This window comes from Microbulbifer elongatus (assembly GCF_021165935.1).
Lineage (GTDB): Bacteria > Pseudomonadota > Gammaproteobacteria > Pseudomonadales > Cellvibrionaceae > Microbulbifer > Microbulbifer elongatus.
The window spans coordinates 3,191,861-3,211,152 of record NZ_CP088953.1 but is presented as its reverse complement, the minus strand read 5'-3'; the positions used below and the strand labels follow the sequence as shown (position 1 = coordinate 3,211,152).

Here is a 19,292-nt window from a genome sequence, read left to right as displayed (position 1 = left end):
CTTTGAATTGTGGCTTGAGTACGAAGTATGGATCGCAACCGCCTGTTTTGGGCCAGCCGTCGCGGCATGTTGGAGCTGGACCTGGTGCTGCTGCCGTTTCTTGAGAATGTGTACGAGACGCTTTCCGAGGACGACAAGCAGCGCTATATCAGACTGCTGGACGAGCAGGATCAGGACCTGTTCGCCTGGTTTTTGCGCCGGGAGGATCCGCAAGATCCGGAGTTGAAGCATATTGTCCAGATCATCCGCGACAACACCGGCCTGCAGGAGTAACCCGGGAGGGCGTTCCGCGCCCGCTGTCTCCCCCGCTGCAGCCACTCCGCCTCAGTCTGCGAAAGCGCAGCCTGTGGAGCGCAGCGCGCGACTGGTGTGCGAGATGGCACCGTCGCGTCTGCTGCACATTTCTCTGCCCCTTGTCCTTCTGCAGGCCAGTCTCCTGTTGCTGGTTTCTCGCCTTCCCTGGCCTGCCGTGGCCGTGTTGATGCCGGTGATTGCGGTGTATGGTGTCCTGGAGTGGCGCCGCCTGCAGGCCTATGTGGGGCGCCTCAGCACCTCGGAACGACGTTGGTATTGGCACCGGCGCGGCGGCGCGCGGCGGGAATTTCAGCTGACCGGGGAGTTGACCCTGTGGCGCTGGCTGATCGTGATCAACGGGCGGGATCTGCAGGGGCGGCGTTTGCGGCTGGTGTTCGCCCGGGACGCCGCCGGTGCGGATGACTGGCGGCGTCTGCTGGTCGCTCTGCGCTATTCCCGCTGAGCGGAGCGGTTGTGGCTTCAGGGGCCGATAAAATGTCGCTGATCCGCGAAGTTTTCCGGTACCAGAATGGTATCCATGGCCAGTTCCCGCAGCCCCGGGTAGTCCAGTGAATAGTGCAGCCCGCGGCTCTCCCGGCGATCCAGGGCGGAGCGGATAATCAGTTCCGATACCACTGCGAGATTGCGCTGTTCAATCAGGTCGCTGGTGATGCGGTAGTTTGCGTAGAACTCCAGAATTTCCTGCTGCAGCAGTTTCACCCGGTGCTCCGCCCGCAACAGGCGCTTGCGGGTGCGTACAATCCCCACGAAGTCCCACATAAAGCGGCGCAGCTCATCCCAGTTGTGCGAGATCACCACGTCTTCATCGGAATCGGTCACGCGCGATGCATCCCAGGCCAGGGCGGCTCTGGGCGGTGCCACCTGATCGATGGTGCTGTCGATATGCATGGCGGCGGAGCGCGCGTACACCACGCATTCCAGCAGAGAATTACTGGCCAGGCGGTTAGCGCCGTGCAGGCCGGTAAAGGTGGTCTCGCCGATGGCATACAACTGGTCCAGATCACTGCGACCGTGCTGGTCCACCATCACGCCTCCACAGGTGTAGTGGGCGGCCGGAACCACCGGTATGGCCTCGCGGGTGATATCGATACCGTATTTCAGGCAGGTCCTGTACACCGTTGGGAAGTGCTCGCGCACGAACTCCGGATCCTTGTGGGAGATGTCGAGATAGACGCAGTCTGCGCCCAGGCGTTTCATCTCATGGTCGATAGCCCGGGCGACGATGTCCCGGGGCGCCAGTTCGCCACGCTTGTCGAAGTGGTGCATAAAGCGCTCGCCATTGGGTAGCTTCAGCACGGCGCCTTCGCCGCGCAGCGCCTCGGTAATCAGCATGGACTTGGCTTTGGGGTGGTACAGGCAGGTGGGGTGGAACTGGTTGAATTCCATATTTGCCACCCGGCAACCGGCGCGCCAGGCCATGGCGATACCGTCGCCACTGGCCCCGTCCGGATTGCTGGTATACAGGTAGGCTTTGGCGGCGCCGCCGGTGGCCAATACCACCGCTTTGCCCTGGAACACCTCGACCTCTTCGGTTTGCTTGTTGTACACGTAGGAGCCGGCACAGCGGAAGCGGCCGGTGGAGGCGTCCGGCTGGCGTATCAGATCCAGCGCGATATGGTGCTCGAAGCAGTCGATATTGGGGGTGCTGCGTACCCGCTCAATCAGGGTGCTGTGTACCGCGCGCCCGGTGGCATCGGCACTGTGAATGATGCGGCGGTGACTGTGGCCGCCTTCTTTGGTCAGGTGGTAGTCACCATCTTCCTCGCGGGTGAAATCTACCCCCTGGTTAATCAGCCAGTGAATGGCGTCGCGGCCGTTTTCCACGGTAAAACGTACCGCGTCCGGGTGGCAGAGTCCGGCTCCGGCATCTAATGTATCCGCTATATGTGCGTCTACGGAGTCAGCCTCATCCAGTACACCGGCGATACCGCCCTGGGCAAACCAGGTGGAGCCGTCCTGCAGGCGCTGTTTGGAAAGCAGTGCCACACGGTGGCGCTCTGCCAGGTGCAGAGCCAGGGTCAAGCCAGCAGCGCCACTGCCAATAACCAGGACGTCGTAGTGATTCTCGTTGGGGGTCACAGATCCGTTTGCCTTCTCTCGCATGGAGTTTTATTCATATTTGGGGGCGCGTAGTATACGCCATCTTCAAAAATTACCGATTTGTCAGGAACTTATGACCAAAATCCGGTGTCTTGGACACAACAGAATAAGCTTGGCTTGGGCGCACTCCGGCGCCAGAGCAGCGGTTTGGAGTAGGGGATGACAGGGCAACAGGCGTCACCAAGTGATCGCCAGCTGGTTGAGCGGGTTCAGAAAGGCGACAAGCGCGCCTTTGACCTGCTGGTGCTGAAATACCAACACAAGATCATGGCGGTGGTCAGCCGCTATATCAACGATCACGCCGAAGTAAACGATGTGGTGCAGGAGGCCTTTATCAAGGCGTACCGGGCGCTGGGCAATTTCCGTGGGGAAAGCGCTTTTTATACCTGGATGTATCGCATCGCCATCAATACGGCCAAGAACCATCTGGTATCGCGCAGCCGCCGCCCGCCGTCTTCGGATGTGGATCTTGAGGATGCAGAGTTCTATTCCGGCGCAGACCTGCTGCGGGACAACGAGACCCCCGAAAACCAGCTGTTCCGCGACCAGCTCGAAGCTGCAGTGCATCGCGCTATCCGCGAGCTCCCGGAAGATCTGCGCTCCGCGGTAACCCTGCGGGAGATGGAAGGGCTGAGCTATGAGGAAATCGCCGAGGTGATGGGATGCCCGGTAGGTACCGTGCGCTCGCGTATTTTCCGCGCGCGGGAATCCATTGATCGTGCGGTACAGGCGACAATGGCCGGTGAACCGGAACCGGTAGATGGTCGCGGTTAGGCGGGCTGACAGGCGAGGACGCGTTGGCGTTGGCTATTCTTTAGTCAGTTTTGTTTCAAGACCACCGGCCCTGAAGGGCGTCTGGTCTAAATCTATCCTGTGACCGGGACGGCAGATAAAATTTTCGACGAATTCACACAAAATTTGCCTGCCAGATAAAACTTTTCCGACAGGCCCCGGTCTGACGTATTAACAAACAGGATGTAATAGGCAACCTTTGATTCAGCCCGTGCACTGCCCCGGCTTCCAGAGGTTCCACAGCATCCAGAGAATTGCACTGAAAGAGGGTTGACCCGTATGTCGCACGGGAATCATCAGCAGCGTCTGAATGAATCGCTATCCGCCTTTATGGATGGCGAAGCCAGTGAGCTGGAAATTCAGCGTCTGCTCAAAGAAAGTGATGCCGCGAGCAGCGCTTCTGGTGGTGAATTGAACGAGCGCTGGTCCCGTTACCAGCTGGCCGCCAGTGTCATGCGCGGTGAGAAGGTAGCCCCGGTCGATCTCGGTCTCGCCGCCAGTATTTCCGCCGCTATTGCCGAGGAGCCGCCGCTGCAGTCTGCAGAGCCGGCACCGGCCAACGATACCCATCACGATGTGACGCGCAGCCGCTGGTGGCGCCCGCTGTCCCGCGGAGCCGTGGCGGCAACCGTGGCGTTTGCTGCGGTGCTCGGAGTGCAGCAGATGCAGGCTCCGCAAACTCAGGACGACCTGGTGGCGGAAAGCGAGCGTCCACAGCAGGCACCGGTGGCCTCCATGCCGCAGCCAAGCGGCTTCCTGGCCCCGACACTGAATACCCGTGCAGTGAGTACCGCGCCCCAGTTGGTTCCGGAGCAGCGGGTTGGCCCGGCACCGCAGGTGCAAATGGTTCCCACCCCGGAGTTGATGCGACATCTCAACCGGGTCATGGTGGAGCACTCTGAGCAGGCGGCGCGTGTGGGCAGTCAGGGTATGGTGCCGCACGCCCGTGCCACCTACGGCGAACGGCCGTCAGAGTAAGAGCGGTGGCCGGTGGATCACACCGGCTCCGTCCGGGTGCGCAACGAACCGATGCATAATGAAATCAAGCATGAATATGGCGAATCTGATCTCCCGTAATATCCGCAAAGCCAACAGTTCGCTGTTGGCTTTTTTGCTGTTGGCCACGCCATTTGCGGTGCCCGGTGTGAGCGCGCAAAGTACGGACGCGGACCGCGAAGCCGCGACCGGCGATGCGCCCGCTGGCGGGCAGAAACCCTCGGCGTCCCAGGTTGCCAGCGAATCGGCGGCAGTGACCCGCGCTCTGCTGGCAAAGCTCGCGCAGGCGGTCGCCAGCCTGGAGTACCGTGGATTGGCGACCTTCGAACATGTGGGTTCCATGGAAACCCTGGAGGTGGTGCACGGCATTCGTGACGGCGAGCAGGTAGAACGCATTCGCTATCTCACCGGCAGCCCCCGGGAAATGGTGACCCGCAGCGGAGACCGCCAGTGTCATCGCGACGGCACTCCTCTGTCGCGCCCCGGCCTGCACAGTGCTGCGGGGTTGCAGGATGTGCAGTCCAATTACCTGTTTCTTATCCGTGGGGAAGAGCGGATCGCCGATCGCGAAGCGGTTGTGCTCGAGGCGCGCCCCAGGGATCTGCACCGCTTCGGTATGGTGATCAGTGTGGATAAGGAAACCGGTCTTCCCCTGAAGTCAATGCTGGTGGCGCCCGCTGGCCGTGTACTGGAGAGGTTTCAGTTTGTGGAACTGGATCTGGCACCGGTGACCGACAGTGAGTTGCAGCCTCGTTCGCCCTCGGTGCGCGAAGAGCCCAGCGCCATCGCCTGCGCCGATGCGGAAAGTCGCTGGCGTCTGGGTTGGGCCCCGGACGGGTTCAAGCCAGTGGCCGTGCAGACTCTGGCGGATGGCCAGATGCTGGTGTTCAGTGATGGTCTCAGTGCGTTCACTGTTTTCGTTCAGCAGTTGCCGGATATGAATTACAAGGGAAGGGCGGTACGCGGAGCCACAGTGGCGTATATGGATCATATTGATGTGGGCGGAAGCCGTTATACCGTGACAGTCGTAGGGGAAATCCCCGACAATACCGCGCAACTGGTGGCCAAGGCGGTCACCGAAAAACGGTAACCGGAAGCGTCAGCACATGATTGAAGAGCGTGGCAAAATCGTTGCGATCGAAGATTCTGCCGTCTGGGTGGAAACGGTGCAGCGCAGCGGCTGCCACGGCTGTGCGGCCAAGTCCGGCTGCGGCACCGGCCTGCTCGGTGATTTCTGGGCCAGTGCCTCTCGTGTGCGGGTACAGGTGCCTCCTGCTGAGATGGCGACCCTGCAGCTGCACGACACTGTCGTGATTGGTATCGGAGAGCGCGCTCTGGCAACCAGTTCGCTGGTGGTTTACCTGGCACCACTGGTGGCGCTGGTGTTGGGTGCCCTGGCCGGACAGACTCTGGGGTCTGAGCCGCTGGCGATTGCCGGCGCCGCGCTCGGTCTGGGAGCGGGCGCTGTGATGGTGCGCCTCTACAGTTATTTCCAGCGGGGCAACTCTGCGTATGAGCCCCAGTTTCTGCGCCGTGAGCAGGGTAGTCCCTGCGCCATCCCTGTTTCGCCCGTCCACTGAACGCACGGTGCGCGGCACCTTCCTATCTCGCTAATTCCCGTCCGCTGGTGCACCGCGCGCCGCTATCTGTTTCTTTGCACTTTTCCGCAGATTTATGCGGGGATTTGCCCGCTGATTCCCCACCAGTTTCTACACTGATTGCTGACCCGTTGGTGCGCACTACCGCGGCAGCGCAAAGTAATAATCGAGTGGACCGGAGAGGCAGGGATGGCAATGCAGGGAGCGGCAGACAGGCCCCGGCGGTTTGAGGGGCAGTGTTACGCGGAAAGCTGGCCGCTTAAAACGGCTTTCGTGATTTCCCGTGGCGCGCGTACCGAAGCGCGCGTGGTGGTGGTCGAAGTCCACTCCGGCGGCGTGACTGGGGTTGGAGAGTGCACCCCATATCCCCGCTACGGGGAAAGCCTGGAGTCGGTGCTCGCGGAAATCCACTCGGTATTGCCCGCGCTGCAGCGCGGCATTACCCGCGATCAATTGCAGGTTCTGATGCCTGCCGGCGCCGCGCGCAATGCCGTGGATTGTGCCCTGGCGGACTGGGCGGCAAAGGCGAGTGGCGATGGCTTTGCTGGCCCCGAATCGTTGCCGACGGTACAGACACTGGTCATTGCCGAGCCCGAAGCCATGGCGGAGGCGGCGCTGGCCGCTGGCAGAGCCGGTATATCGGTGCTCAAGCTAAAGCTGGATCGTCAGCAGATACTGGAGCGGGTGATGGCCGTGCGCCGTGCGGCACCGGGGTGCGAGCTGGTGATTGATGCCAATGAGGCCTGGTCGCCAGAGGGCTTGCCCGCGCTGTGTGAAAAGCTGGCCGAGCAGGGCGTATCGATGTTGGAGCAGCCACTGCCGGTGGGCGAGGATCGGATACTGGGCACCTTCCGGCACCCGCTGCCAATCTGTGCCGATGAGAGCTGTCACACCCGCGCCGATCTGCCGAAACTCAGGGGGCGCTACGATATGGTGAATATCAAGTTGGATAAGACCGGTGGGCTGCAGGAGGCCCTGTTGCTGGCTGAAACGGCCAGTGCCCAGGGGTTCGAACTGATGCTCGGCTGTATGCTGTGCACGTCGCGGGCAATTCGCGCGGCCTGGCCCCTTGGAGAGCGCGCGCGCTTTATCGACCTGGATGGGCCCACCTGGCTGGCGAAAGATGTAAACCCGCTACAGTTCATTGATGGACGGGTGTTCTGGACCTGAGTGCAACGGGGTTGGGAGAAACCTGCTGGCCGCCGATCCTCACGGGCGATAGCACAGCAGGTCGGTCATCACTTGCAGGTATTCCTCGCTGGCGACGTCTGCGGAAATCGGCGGAAATTCCAGAGTGATGCAGGGGTGTTCGTTTTCCGCACACCAGGTGCCGAAGGATCCCGGGGTCTGGTAGCCCAGTTCGGTAACCAGGGGCAGCTCGATACGCTCCGCCAGCCAGTGCCCCAGGGGGCTCTGCAGGGGATCTTCCACGCAGGCCAGGGGCTCGTGGATAGAAACCATCCAGGCGGGGTTCAACTCCCGCACCAGCCGGCACAGGGCCTGGGTTTCCGGTTCGGAGCCCGGACGGTCGCCGCTGGACAGATAGACATCCCGTTCGTCCGCGGCGCTGTTCCAGCGGTACACGGTACCGTCGGGTTTCCAGTTGATGGTGGCAAAGTTACGATTCAGGTCGACGCCGCGGGCATTGGAACGGACCCCCAGCTGGCAGCCGTCAGGGTTGACCGCCAGTATCACATGGTGGCGCAACAGGCCCGCTTCCAGAGAGCGCAGGGCACAGGAGAGGGTCACCACCGCGGCCACTTCGTCGCCATGGGTGCCGGCCATCACCAGCCCGGTGTTCTCATCGCAGGCCTCGGCGGGGAAGTAGAATAGCGGCGCACCCAGGGCGGACTGGCCATATTGCAGTCTCTGTGTATGGAACAGGCCCCGTTGTGTCCGCGGTCGCAGGCGAACAGGGGCGGGGGGCTGTTGGCGGATAGGTTGTTTTGGGGCTGTCATGCAATCCTTAACACTGTTTTACACTGGGGAATGCGAACTTTTTAACGTAATGCCCAACTAATAGGGTGTCACGGGCTGGGGTTCTATGGTGCTCCCGGCCGTTTTAGCAGCCTTCGCGGATAACACTGAGTGATAACCAAAAGGCTGCGGATTCAAAATGTATTTTCTGCATATTAGTAAAAGGGCTTATCAGGGGTGACACATATGGTTGCACGCTGTTCGCAATTCTTGATTGCGCTTTGTTTCCTTGTTTCGACTGCGGCGTTTGCCCGCGGGTTGCCGGAACTCACCGACCTTATCGAGCAGAATTCGCCGGCGGTGGTGAAGATCAACACCGTGGAGCGCAATCGCGTTTCCCGCAATTCGATGCCGCCGCAGTACCAGCAGGAAATTCCAGACATCTTTCGGCACCTGCTGGAGCCCCGTCAGCGCCAGCAGCGCCCGGTAGCCAGTATGGGGTCGGGATTCATCATTTCCGATGATGGCTATGTGGTCACAAACAATCATGTGGTCGACGGGGCGGACGAAGTCCGTGTCACCCTGACCGATCGCCGGGAGTACGATGCCAAGGTGGTGGGGACCGATCCCCGTTCCGATCTGGCCCTGCTGAAGGTGGAAGGGGAAAACCTGCCCACGGTGCGCTGGGGCGATTCGGAAACCATCAAGGTGGGTGAGTGGGTGGTGGCCATCGGCTCCCCGTTTGGCCTGGATTACTCCGCCAGCGCCGGCATTGTCAGTGCCATGGGGCGCAGCATCCCCAACGAAAGCCGCGAGAACTATGTTCCATTTATCCAGACCGATGTGGCGATCAATCCGGGTAACTCCGGTGGCCCGCTGTTCAACCTGAACGGCGAAGTGGTGGGGATCAATTCCCAGATCTACACCCGCAGCGGGGGTTCCATCGGCCTGTCATTTGCGATTCCCGCGAGTCTTGCCCAGGACGTGGTTGCCCAGCTGAAAGAGAAGGGCCGGGTCGATCGCGGCTGGCTGGGCGTGGGTATTCAGGATGTGGACCGCAAGCTCGCTACCGCCATGGGACTTGGCAAGCCCGCGGGTGCGCTGGTAGGCCAACTGGAAGCCGGTTCGCCAGCGGACAAGGCCGGCATTCAGGTGGGCGATATCATCATGCGCTTCGATGGCCAGAAGATCCTGATGTCCGGTGATCTTCCCCACGTTGTCGGTCGGACCCGCCCGGGGGCGGAAGTGCCGGTGCTGCTGATGCGGGAAGGTAAAGAGCGCAAGTTGAAGGTGCGTGTGGGTGCGCTGCCGGGTGATGACGACGGTCAGCAGCAGGCCAGTGCACCGGCCACCAGTGATGTGGGCGGCCGTCTGGGGCTGGTCGTCGATGAGATTCCCGACAGCCTCAAGCAGCGCCTGGGAGTGGAAAGCGGAGTCATGGTGAAGCAGGTGGTGCCCGGTAAGGCGGGTGCCAATGCCGGCTTGCGCAGTGGTGACATCATCGCTCAGCTGGGTTTCGAGCAGGTGGAGTCCCTGTCGGATTACGAAAAGGTGGTGAAGAAGCTGCCGAAGGGCGAGTTGCTGCCGATCCGCTTCTTCCGCGGCGGCCAGCCCACCTTCCGCACCATTCAGATCGAGGAGGAATGACCGCGGCGAAAGATCATGTGAGGGGCGCAAGCTGAGGGCACCACCATGCCCTCAACTTGCCCGAGGCCAACAGTCCCGAGGGTTGTAGACAGATTGGATGCACTTTTTGCGCAACCTGTTAGACTTGCGCCCACAGCGCGGCCCGGTCCGCCCATTAACTCACTGATTTTTAAAAGGTTTTATCCTCGCAGTGGCCACTGATCTCTCCCATATCCGCAACTTTTCCATTATTGCCCACATCGACCACGGCAAATCCACCCTCGCAGACCGCTTTATCCAGGTGTGTGGTGGCCTGACTGACCGTGAGATGGCGGCGCAAGTACTCGATAGTATGGACATCGAGCGGGAACGGGGCATCACCATCAAGGCCCAGAGCGTGACTCTGGACTACAAAGCCCGCGACGGCAAAACCTATCAGCTGAACTTTATTGATACCCCCGGGCACGTGGACTTTTCCTACGAAGTATCCCGCTCACTGGCGGCCTGTGAGGGCGCACTGCTGGTGGTGGACGCGGCCCAGGGGGTAGAGGCGCAATCCGTCGCCAACTGTTACACCGCGATCGAGCAGGGCCTGGAAGTGATCCCGGTTCTGAACAAGATGGATCTGCCCCAGGCCGAGCCGGAGAAAGTCGCGGAAGAAATCGAAGACATTATCGGGATCGACGCCACCGAGGCGACCCGCTGTAGCGCCAAGTCCGGTCTGGGTATCGAAGACGTGCTGGAAGACCTGGTGCGTCTGGTACCACCGCCGCAAGGGGATGTGGAAGCCCCGCTGCAGGCGCTGATTATCGATTCCTGGTTCGACAGCTACCTGGGGGTTGTGTCGCTGGTGCGGGTGGTTCAGGGCACCCTGAAGAACAAAGACAAAATCGTCACCAAGTCCATCGGCCGCGCCCATGTGGTGGATAGTGTTGGTGTGTTTACCCCCAAGCGCAAGGAAACCGGCGAGCTCAAGGCCGGTGAAGTGGGCTTTGTTGTGGCGGGTATCAAGGACATTCACGGGGCGCCGGTGGGCGACACCCTGACGCACGCCAAGGATTCGGATGCCGTGGAAATGCTGCCGGGCTTCCAGCGGGTCAAACCGCAGGTGTATGCCGGCCTGTTCCCCGTAAGCTCTGATGACTATGAAGCCTTCCGGGATGCCCTGGACAAACTCTCCCTGAACGACGCCTCCCTGTTCTACGAGCCGGAGACCTCCGACGCCCTGGGCTTTGGCTTCCGTTGTGGCTTTCTCGGTATGCTGCACATGGAGATTATCCAGGAGCGTCTGGAGCGCGAGTACAATCTGGATCTGATCACCACTGCGCCAACGGTGGTCTACGAGGTGGAACTGACCAACGGCGATATCGTCAATATGGATAACCCCTCACGCATGCCCGACCTGGGGCAGATCGAAGAGATGCGTGAGCCCATCGTGGAAGCCAATATTCTGGTGCCGCAGGATTACCTGGGTAATGTGATTACCCTGTGTGTGGAAAAACGCGGTATCCAGAAAGATATGCAATATGTGGGCGGGCAGGTCTCCCTGCGCTACGAGCTGCCCATGAGTGAAGTGGTCATGGACTTCTTCGACCGTCTCAAGTCCGTGAGCCGCGGCTTTGCCTCACTGGATTACAACTTTGTGCGCTTTGACCCGGCAAAACTGGTGCGCCTTGATATCCTGATCAACGGCGAGCGGGTGGACGCTCTGGCGGTGATTCTGCATCGGGACAACGCGCAACAACGCGGTCGTGCCCTGGCAGAAAAAATGAAGGAGCTGATTCCACGGCAGATGTTCGATGTGGCGATTCAGGCCGCTATCGGTGGCCAGGTGGTTGCCCGTACCACGGTGAAAGCCCTGCGCAAAAACGTCACCGCCAAGTGTTATGGTGGCGACGTGACCCGTAAGAAGAAACTGCTGGAGAAGCAGAAGGCCGGTAAGCGCCGTATGAAGCAGCTGGGCAAAGTCGAAGTGCCACAGGATGCCTTCCTTGCGGTGCTCAAAGTGGACAATTGATGCGTCCATAATCTGGCAGAATTGACGTTCAGTGGCCGGGGTCCCGGGTGACCTCCGGCTACATCCAATAAGAAGCAGTCGGAAAGAGACAACTGAATGGATATCAACTTCCCCCTAATTTTGCTGTTGCTGGTTGTGGTGACAGGGGTGATCTGGCTGTTTGATGCACTGTTTCTCGCCCGCGGGCGCAAGGCGCAGGCGGCGAAAGGGCAGCCGGTACAGGAACCGGTGGCAGTGGAGTACGCCAAGTCTTTCTTCCCGGTTCTGGCGATTGTGTTCGTGCTGCGCTCCTTTGTGGTCGAGCCCTTTCAGATCCCGTCTGCCTCCATGGATCCCACCCTGGAAGTGGGAGACTTTATCCTGGTCAACAAGTTTGCCTATGGCCTGCGCCTGCCGGTAAGCCGTACCAAGGTAATGGATATCGGCGAACCCAAGCGTGGCGATGTGATGGTGTTCTTCCCTCCGCACATGAACGAGACCTACTACATCAAGCGGGTCATCGGATTGCCGGGGGACGAGATTCGTATCGTGAACAACCAGCTGTACATCAATGGCGAGGCAATGCCCCAGGAGTTTATCCGCTTCGACACGGAGAACCCCGGCCGCGAGCTGCTATGGGAAACCCTCGGTGGGCACCGTCATCTGACCGCAAAACAGAGCCGCCCCGGTCCGTTTGGTAATATCCGGACCCTGAAAGTCCCGGAAGGCCACTATTTCATGGTGGGTGATAACCGTGACAACAGTCTCGACAGCCGCAAGTGGGGCTTTGTACCCGAGGAAGACATTGTCGGCAAAGCCTTTGCAATCTGGATGCATTGGGAGAAACTACTGAGCCTACCCAGCTTTGACCGGGTAGGGGGCATTGATTAAAACGATAACAATCGGTAGATCGACATGGCATTGAATACACAGATTTCACGCAGCATGGCGGGCCAGCGGGGCATGAGCTACTGGGGCTGGCTGGCGATTATTGCGGTATTCGGTTTTGGCTTGACCGTTGTCTCCAAAATGGGGCCGGCCTACGTGGATGCGCACTTCGTCGAAGAGGGGCTGCATTCCCTGTCTCAGAATGCGGGCATCCGCGAAATGAGCAATACCGAAATCAAGCGCGAGCTGGACCGCTTCTTCACCATCAATAACGTGCGTGGTGAACCGGTCAACTCGGTCAGGATTATTCGCGGTGCCGACAGTACTCTGGTCAGCATCAACTACGAGCTTCGTCAACCGCTGTTCCACAATGTGGATGTGGTGATGAAATTCGATAAACAACTGAATACTGCCAAGCCCGAGCTCTGCTGCGAGCCACTCGTGGATCTTGAGCAATTTCGCAAGCGAGACGACTATTAACCGGTGACAGACCTCCATCTGCAACGGTTGGGCAACCGCCTGGGATACCAGTTTACCCGGGCGGAATTGCTTGACCTGGCACTTACCCACCGCTCTCATGGCAGCCGTAACAATGAACGGCTGGAATTCCTCGGCGACTCGATTCTCGGGTTTACCATCAGTGCGGCGCTGTTTGAAAAATTTCCCGATGGCCGTGAAGGTCAGATGAGTCGCCTGCGTGCGCAACTGGTCAGTGGCGAGACTCTGGCCAAGGTGGCACGGGAGCTCGAGCTCGGCGAGTGCCTGCGGCTTGGGGAAGGGGAAATGAAAAGTGGCGGTCATCGCCGCGCCTCGATTCTTGCCGATGCGGTAGAGGCGATTATCGGCGCCATCTATCTGGATTCCGGATTTGAAGCGGCCCGGGAGCGGGTTCTCGCCTGGTTTGCGCCGCGCCTGCAAAGCCTTTCGCTGGAAACCGCGAAAGATCCAAAAACCCGTCTGCAGGAGTGGTTACAGGCCCGGCAGAAGCCGCTTCCGGATTACACCGTGGTAGAAGTGGCGGGAGAGGAGCACTCTCAGCAGTTTGTGGTGGAGTGCCGGGTGTCCGGCTTGAGCGAACCCGCCAAGGGTATTGCCGGAAACCGCCGGGCGGCAGAAAAAGCCGCCGCCACTGAAGCCTACGCGCGACTGACCGGGCAGGGCTGAGCCTATAATCGGCAGCAAGTCGCATTGCCAATACTGACCGGCCCGCCACGCGGCGGGCCCATTCGACCAGCTCGGAGATTCCCTTGAGCGAACCCAATACCTCCACGTCCCGCTGCGGCTATGTCGCGATTGTCGGCCGCCCCAATGTGGGGAAATCGACGCTGCTGAACCATATGCTGGGGCAGAAGATCTGTATTACCTCCCGCAAGCCCCAGACTACCCGGCACAATATGCTGGGGATCAAGACCGACGGGCAGCACCAGATCATCTTTGTGGACACCCCCGGGCTTCACGCCGGGGAGGAAAAGGCGATCAACCGCTATATGAATCGCGCGGCCATCAGTTCCACCCGGGATGTGGACGTGGTGGTCTTTGTGGTGGAGCCAGCGCGCTGGACCGAAGGGGACGAGCTGGTGGCACAAAAGCTGCGAGGGCTCAAATGTCCACTGATCGTCGCAGTGAACAAGGTGGACCAGTTGCAGGATAAGAATGCGCTGCTCCCTCAGCTGCAGGCATTACAGGAGCGCTTCCCGGATGCGGAAATCGTGCCGATCTCAGCGCTGCGTACCTCCAACCTGCAGTCTCTGGAAGATGTGATCGTCGAGCGCCTGCCGGAAGGCATGCACTTCTTTGAAGAAGACCAGATTACCGACCGCAGTTCCCGTTTTCTCGCTGCAGAAATCGTGCGCGAGAAGGTGATGCGCCAGTTGGGCGCGGAGATCCCCTATGCGGTCACTGTGGAAGTGGAAGAGTTTTCCCAGGAAGGCAAAGTGCTGCACATCAGTGCGGCAATACTGGTGGAACGCAACGGCCAGAAACGCATTCTGATCGGCACCAAGGGTGAGCGCATCAAGCAGATCGGCCAGCAGGCCCGGCTGGATATGGAGAAGCTGTTTGACAGCAAGGTGATGCTGAACCTGTGGGTGAAGGTGAAATCTGGCTGGTCCGACGACGAGCGCGCGCTGCGCAGCCTCGGCTACGTCGATAAACAGTAACCCTTCGGCAATTTGCCGTGCAACAGCTGCCTCCGCAACCTGCCTATATTCTCCACTCCCGCCCGTTTCGGGACTCCAGTCTGATACTGGAACTGTTGACCCCGGATTACGGGCGCATTGCCTGCATTGCCAAAGGCGCGCGCCGTGACAAGCAGCGTCGCCAGCGCGCCCTGCAACCCTTCACGCCATTACTGGTGACTCTGCTGGGGCGCCACGACCTCAAGACGCTCGGGCCTCTGGAGAACGCGGGTCAGCCACTCTGGCTGAAAGGGCGCGCGGTCTACGCGGGGCTGTACGCCAATGAGTTGCTGGTTCGGCTGATGCCGGAAGGGGAAAGCCTGGTGTCTGTTTTCGCCGCGTATCAGGATTTGCTGCAACAGTTGGCGGAGTTGTCCGGTGATTCCAGTGAGGAACTGGAGCCACCGCTGCGGTTGTTTGAGCTGCATCTGTTGCAGGCGTTGGGTAGCTGTCCGGAGCTGGATTACTGTGCCATCGAAGGGGCGGTAATACGGCCGGACAGGGTGTACCGGTTGACCCAGGAGGATGGGTTCATTCCTGTGGTGATACCGCCGGGGCAGACACCGCGCGGAGCAGATTTTGGCGGCGGGCAACTATTGCAAGTGGCGCAGTGGCTTGCAGAGGGTGCGCAATGTGAGCGCGGCGAAGGGGGGCGGGGGCATCCGCTCGCCGATGCCAAACGTCTGACCCGGCTGTTGTTGGGCCCCTTACTCGGGCATCGCCCGCTGAAAAGTCGCGAGCTGTTCCGTCAGGTATACAGCGCGGATTGATTTCCCCCCGGCATTGACGGGTTTCAGCTGCTCCGGGACTCTGCGGAGTTTTCTGCGCACTCCAACCCAAACAGGGCATCCAGGTCCTGGTCTGCAGCCCAGTCCCGTAGCCCGCGCACCTCTTTACGCACCAGCTGGTAGGCTGCGTCGAAGGCTGTTCTGTCCAGGTGCTCACCAACGGCGGAAGGGGTGGTCGGCGACCCGCTATTCGGTTGTTTCTCCTGCAATGGTCGCAACAGCTCCTGTAACTGTTCGGTGGCGGTGCGCAGGCGCGGTACACCGCAGTAGCAGCAGCCCCCATGCAGCCGGTGCACGCGCTCGAACATTGCCAGGTAGTCACCACTTTGCGCCATTCTGGCCAGCTCCTGCTCGTCTTCGTGCAGTCCTTTCAGCAGCATGCGCAGAAGGTCCCGCGCGAGCCGCCCATCCTGGTTCGCCAGATTGAGGCTTTCTGTGATGTCTACCAGTCGCGGCTCCATCAGGGTCGTCAGCGGGCGCGCGGTGTCGCCGGGAGCGCTCACTTCCATCCAGCGTTTTACCGTGTGCGTCAACTGGCTCTCGCTAACCGGCTTGCTGAGGTAGTCGTCGAGGCCGGCACTCAGCAGCCGCGACTTTTCTTCCGTGCCCGCGTGCGCGGTAAGGGCGATCACCGGCGTGCGCCGCCCGCACTCTTCGCTGCGGATCGTCTGGGTGGTGGCGATGCCATCGAGCCCCGGCATCTGGATGTCCATGAAGATCATATCGAAATGCTGCTCTCGCCACAGTCGCAGTGCCTCCTCACCGCTGTCGGCAAGGGTCGCTTCGATATGCTGGGCGCGGAGGAGTTCACCCATTAAGCGTCGGTTGGCTTCGTAGTCGTCTACCACCAGAACGCGGGGCTGGGTGGGCCAGGGCAGAGCCGGAAAGGTGCCGGTCTGTGGGCGTGACTGCGCCTGCTGAGGGACCGCGCGCTTGAGAGCACGCAACAGGCCTTCGCGGCTGACCGGTTTGGCGAGGAAGGCGAGCACCCGGGTGCGCAGCGCGTCGTAGCAGCGACGCAGATCCACCGGTGATCCCTGGATAATGACCCGGCACTGATAGGTGTCGATCAGTTGCTGCACAGTACTGATAAAATTGTCGAAATCATTGTCGGCGAGGGCCGTGTCGATAATAAGCCCGTCGGGCAGGGCGTCGTGGCGCCACATCTGCTCGACGGCAGGCACCAGGTTTTCACCATCGGTGTGTTCCAGGGGGGCCGCACGCCAGTAAGACAGTTGCTGGTAGATCTGCTGGCGGGTCATGGGGTTCGGGTCCACCAGCAGCAGGCGGCAGCCGGGGAACTGTTCGCGCGTTACGCCAATGCGATTGCGGTCGATGGTCAGCGGCAGCTGGATCCAGTATGTGCAGCCGCCCTGGTCATTGTCGTCGAGACTGATTTCCCCCTGCATGGACTGCACCAGGTTCCGGGCAATACCCAGCCCCATGCCGCTGTTGGACAACTGCTGCTGACTGGCGGTGCCGGTCAGCATTAGCCTCAGCTCGTGGCGACACTGCTCGTCACAGCGCTTGCCGTTGTCGGTAATACTGATGCGGACCATCAGCTCTGATTCCTTGCCACTCAACACGGCGATCCGTACCGGAATACTGCCGTTTTCCGAGCACCGGATCGCCGAGCTCACCAGATTGGTCAGGATCTGTTTGATGCGCAGCGGATCGCCGATTTGAGAAGGCGGTAATTGCGGATCGACAAAGGGAACCAGCTCCAGATTGTGCTCGTAGCCGTAGGGCGCGAGTATCTGCAGTGTTTCCTCCAATACCTGCCCCAGGTTCATGGGACTGTGGTCGAGCACCAGATTGCCGGATTCGATGCGGGAAAAGTCGAGAATGTCATTGATCGACGTAAGCAGGTTCTCGGAAGAGCGCAGAATTGTCTGCAGGTAATCGTGCTGCAGCTGATCGACCTCTGTTTTCAGCAAAAGGTTGGTGAATCCGATAATGCCGTTGAGTGGGGTGCGGATTTCGTGACTGGTATTGGCCAGGAAGGTGGATTTCACCCGGCTGTTTTCCTCGGCTTTTTTACGCGCGATTTCCAGCCCGATATTCTGTTCTTCCATGGCGTCCAGAGACTGACGCAGGTCTTCCATGGTCTGGTGGAGCCCTTCCTGGTAATCGCGGTGGTACTCAGCCAGGTTGCGCGCCATCTGGTTGATTTCCTCCCCCAGTTGGAACAGCTCCAGGTTGTGGGAGTTGGGGACGCGGGTAGCAAATTTACCGGTCCCGATCGTGCGCAGGGATTCCTTGATCCGATCCATGCTGCGGGAGGCGCGTTCCGACATGGCCACCGCCCAGACCAGCGCCACCAGGCTGCAGATGATCAGCCCCACCAACCCCACCAGAGCCACTTGATAGGTGCCGACCAGGAAGTAGGGGCGGTGCAGCTCAATGCTCAGCCAGCAGTTGGCATCTTCGCCGATCAGGGGCTGCAGTACCTGCAGGCTTTTCAGGTCCTCGTGCACATGCGCGGATTTGCCGCGCAGTTCGTCAGCAGTAAACGTGGTACGCGGGCGCGGCCCTACGCTGGAAATCAGCTTGAACTCCTCGACACCCTCGCTGTTCCGGTCTGCCCGGTACAGCTGTACCGAGCGGATCATGTCCCGCTCCAGCATCAGTGCCATCAGGCTCTTGTCCAGCCACTGGATCCGCTCTTCGAAGGCGTAGCCATCGCTCAGATGAATCAGTTCCACCAGCTGCTCGGCGCTTGCGCGACAGTGACTCAACAACAGGTCACGCCGGTCGCTCATTTGCTGCAGGGTGAACAGCAGGCAGAGCAGTACAGCCAGGATCAGCGCGGGGGTCATGGCATAGCGGAACAGTAGCGCCCGCAGCGACAGTCTGCGCTTGCTTTTGCGGCGCCGGCTTTGCGACGTGGATGTCGGATCTGAGGAGGTGGGGTGAACCATGTTGCCTGATCGCGCCTGTATCGATTGTGTTATTTTTGTCCGATTCTACCTGCGCTGACAGCAGAAACCAGCCCCATTTAACCTTGTCAGTGGCCAGGTATTCGGGTCCGGATTCGCAGCCAGGCCCGCGGGCAGGTAGAATGTGCGCCCGCCTATCCCATGGGCCGCCCCTTGAAACGCCCATTGACGCGTTCTATGTACCAAGCGATGGACCTGAAGTTGACTATGGAATATCCGACGATTGCCGACTGCGTTGGCAATACGCCACTGGTGCGCTTGCAGCGACTGCAAGGAGACACCAGTAATACGTTGCTGCTCAAGCTGGAGGGCAATAATCCTGCGGGGTCGGTGAAGGACCGGCCCGCGTTGTCGATGATCAGTCGCGCAGAAGCCCGCGGGCAGATTACGCCGGGAGACACCCTGATCGAGGCAACCAGTGGTAACACCGGTATTGCACTGGCCATGGCGGCGGCCATCAAGGGCTATCGCCTGATCCTGATTATGCCCGAGAGTGCCACCGAAGAACGCAAGGCGGCGATGACCGCCTACGGCGCCGAGTTGATCCTGGTGACCGCCGAACAGGGTATGGAAGGGGCGCGGGACCTGGCACTACAAATGCAGGCGGAAGGCCGGGGGCTGGTGCTGGACCAGTTCTCCAACCGGGACAATCCCAGCGCACATATCGACAGCACGGGCCCGGAGATCTGGCGTCAGACCGGCGGTCAGATCACGCACTTTGTGTCTTCCATGGGCACCACAGGAACGATTATGGGGTGTGGTCGCTACCTGAAGCAGCAGAACCCCGATGTTCAGATTATTGGCCTGCAGCCCACCGAAGGCTCGTCCATTCCCGGAATCCGACGCTGGCCCCAGGCTTACCTGCCGAAGATCTTCGTGCCCGAGGAAGTGGATCGGGTCATGGATATCAGTCAGGCGGAAGCCGAGGCCATGACGCGCCGCCTGGCGCGGGAAGAGGGTATTTTCTGTGGTGTCTCCTCTGGGGGTGCCGTGGCGGGGGCCCTGAAAATATCCGCAGCAGTGGAGAATGCCACCATCGTCGCGATCATCTGTGACCGGGGCGATCGGTATCTGTCTTCCGGTCTGTTTGATGCCCAACGGGATGCATGAACTCGACAAGCCATCGCATCAGAATAAGATCCTTGTAACCGCGAGTTAGA

General features: G+C 60.3%; 18 protein-coding genes. 15 read left to right on the top strand and 3 right to left on the bottom strand.

What is annotated here, in order from left to right:
* Window positions 1–27: 27 nt before the first annotated feature.
* Both LRR79_RS13255 and LRR79_RS13250 read left to right on the top strand, forming a co-directional pair.
* Window positions 28–273 (top strand): FAD assembly factor SdhE, encoded by a 246-nt coding sequence (locus LRR79_RS13255; protein WP_231757670.1) that lies wholly within the window; start codon window positions 28–30, stop codon window positions 271–273.
* A 103-nt stretch (window positions 274–376) separates the two neighbouring features.
* Window positions 377–757: a protein YgfX gene (locus tag LRR79_RS13250; RefSeq protein ID WP_231757669.1), complete on the top strand. Its 381-nt coding sequence runs from the start codon at window positions 377–379 to the stop codon at window positions 755–757.
* Between the two features lie 17 nt (window positions 758–774).
* On the opposite strand, the gene nadB is transcribed toward LRR79_RS13250, so the two are convergent.
* Window positions 775–2,418, bottom strand: a complete 1,644-nt coding sequence (gene nadB / locus LRR79_RS13245; protein WP_231757668.1) for an L-aspartate oxidase — start codon at window positions 2,416–2,418, stop codon at window positions 775–777.
* A 156-nt stretch (window positions 2,419–2,574) separates the two neighbouring features.
* Between nadB and rpoE the strand changes: the two genes are divergently transcribed.
* The 5 genes from rpoE to ycjG all read left to right on the top strand — a co-directional run bounded on the left by rpoE (window position 2,575) and on the right by ycjG (window position 6,971).
* On the top strand, window positions 2,575–3,189 hold the full coding sequence (gene rpoE, locus LRR79_RS13240; RefSeq protein ID WP_231757667.1) for an RNA polymerase sigma factor RpoE: 615 nt from the start codon (window positions 2,575–2,577) through the stop codon (window positions 3,187–3,189).
* A 297-nt stretch (window positions 3,190–3,486) separates the two neighbouring features.
* The gene (locus tag LRR79_RS13235) at window positions 3,487–4,185 is read left to right on the top strand and encodes a sigma-E factor negative regulatory protein (RefSeq protein WP_231757666.1); all 699 of its coding nucleotides are present in this window, start codon (window positions 3,487–3,489) and stop codon (window positions 4,183–4,185) included.
* Window positions 4,186–4,255: 70 nt separating this feature from the next.
* Window positions 4,256–5,293: a MucB/RseB C-terminal domain-containing protein gene (locus tag LRR79_RS13230; protein WP_231757665.1), complete on the top strand. Its 1,038-nt coding sequence runs from the start codon at window positions 4,256–4,258 to the stop codon at window positions 5,291–5,293.
* Window positions 5,294–5,309: 16 nt separating this feature from the next.
* Window positions 5,310–5,783, top strand: a complete 474-nt coding sequence (locus tag LRR79_RS13225; protein WP_231757664.1) for a SoxR reducing system RseC family protein — start codon at window positions 5,310–5,312, stop codon at window positions 5,781–5,783.
* 207 nt (window positions 5,784–5,990) lie between these two features.
* The gene (gene ycjG / locus LRR79_RS13220; RefSeq protein ID WP_231757663.1) at window positions 5,991–6,971 is read left to right on the top strand and encodes an L-Ala-D/L-Glu epimerase; all 981 of its coding nucleotides are present in this window, start codon (window positions 5,991–5,993) and stop codon (window positions 6,969–6,971) included.
* Between the two features lie 39 nt (window positions 6,972–7,010).
* Here ycjG and mpaA read toward each other — a convergent pair whose 3' ends face one another.
* Window positions 7,011–7,760, bottom strand: a complete 750-nt coding sequence (gene mpaA, locus LRR79_RS13215; protein WP_231757662.1) for a murein tripeptide amidase MpaA — start codon at window positions 7,758–7,760, stop codon at window positions 7,011–7,013.
* 204 nt (window positions 7,761–7,964) lie between these two features.
* On the opposite strand from mpaA, the gene LRR79_RS13210 reads away from it, so the two are divergent.
* The 7 genes from LRR79_RS13210 (at window position 7,965) to recO (ending at window position 15,175) form a co-directional block, all read left to right on the top strand.
* Window positions 7,965–9,365: a DegQ family serine endoprotease gene (locus LRR79_RS13210; protein ID WP_231757661.1), complete on the top strand. Its 1,401-nt coding sequence runs from the start codon at window positions 7,965–7,967 to the stop codon at window positions 9,363–9,365.
* A gap of 190 nt (window positions 9,366–9,555) precedes the next feature.
* Window positions 9,556–11,361, top strand: coding sequence for a translation elongation factor 4 (lepA, locus tag LRR79_RS13205; protein WP_231757660.1), 1,806 nt, complete (start codon window positions 9,556–9,558; stop codon window positions 11,359–11,361).
* Window positions 11,362–11,457: 96 nt separating this feature from the next.
* Window positions 11,458–12,231 carry a signal peptidase I gene (gene lepB / locus LRR79_RS13200; RefSeq protein WP_231757659.1) on the top strand — a complete coding sequence of 258 codons (774 nt, stop codon included), beginning with the start codon at window positions 11,458–11,460 and terminating at the stop codon, window positions 12,229–12,231.
* Window positions 12,232–12,255: 24 nt separating this feature from the next.
* Entirely contained in the window at window positions 12,256–12,708 is a 453-nt protein-coding gene (locus tag LRR79_RS13195; RefSeq protein WP_231757658.1) for a DUF4845 domain-containing protein, read from the top strand.
* A 3-nt stretch (window positions 12,709–12,711) separates the two neighbouring features.
* On the top strand, window positions 12,712–13,392 hold the full coding sequence (rnc, locus tag LRR79_RS13190) for a ribonuclease III (protein WP_231757657.1): 681 nt from the start codon (window positions 12,712–12,714) through the stop codon (window positions 13,390–13,392).
* An 83-nt stretch (window positions 13,393–13,475) separates the two neighbouring features.
* Window positions 13,476–14,387 carry a GTPase Era gene (gene era / locus LRR79_RS13185; RefSeq protein ID WP_231757656.1) on the top strand — a complete coding sequence of 304 codons (912 nt, stop codon included), beginning with the start codon at window positions 13,476–13,478 and terminating at the stop codon, window positions 14,385–14,387.
* A gap of 17 nt (window positions 14,388–14,404) precedes the next feature.
* Entirely contained in the window at window positions 14,405–15,175 is a 771-nt protein-coding gene (recO, locus tag LRR79_RS13180) for a DNA repair protein RecO (RefSeq protein WP_231757655.1), read from the top strand.
* A 23-nt stretch (window positions 15,176–15,198) separates the two neighbouring features.
* Here the strand turns inward: recO and LRR79_RS13175 are convergent, their stop codons facing one another.
* A complete protein-coding gene (locus LRR79_RS13175) occupies window positions 15,199–18,114 on the bottom strand; it encodes a response regulator (protein ID WP_231757654.1) in 2,916 nt (971 codons plus the stop codon).
* Between the two features lie 225 nt (window positions 18,115–18,339).
* On the opposite strand from LRR79_RS13175, the gene cysM reads away from it, so the two are divergent.
* Window positions 18,340–19,242, top strand: a complete 903-nt coding sequence (gene cysM, locus LRR79_RS13170) for a cysteine synthase CysM (RefSeq protein ID WP_231757653.1) — start codon at window positions 18,340–18,342, stop codon at window positions 19,240–19,242.
* Window positions 19,243–19,292: the final 50 nt, after the last annotated feature.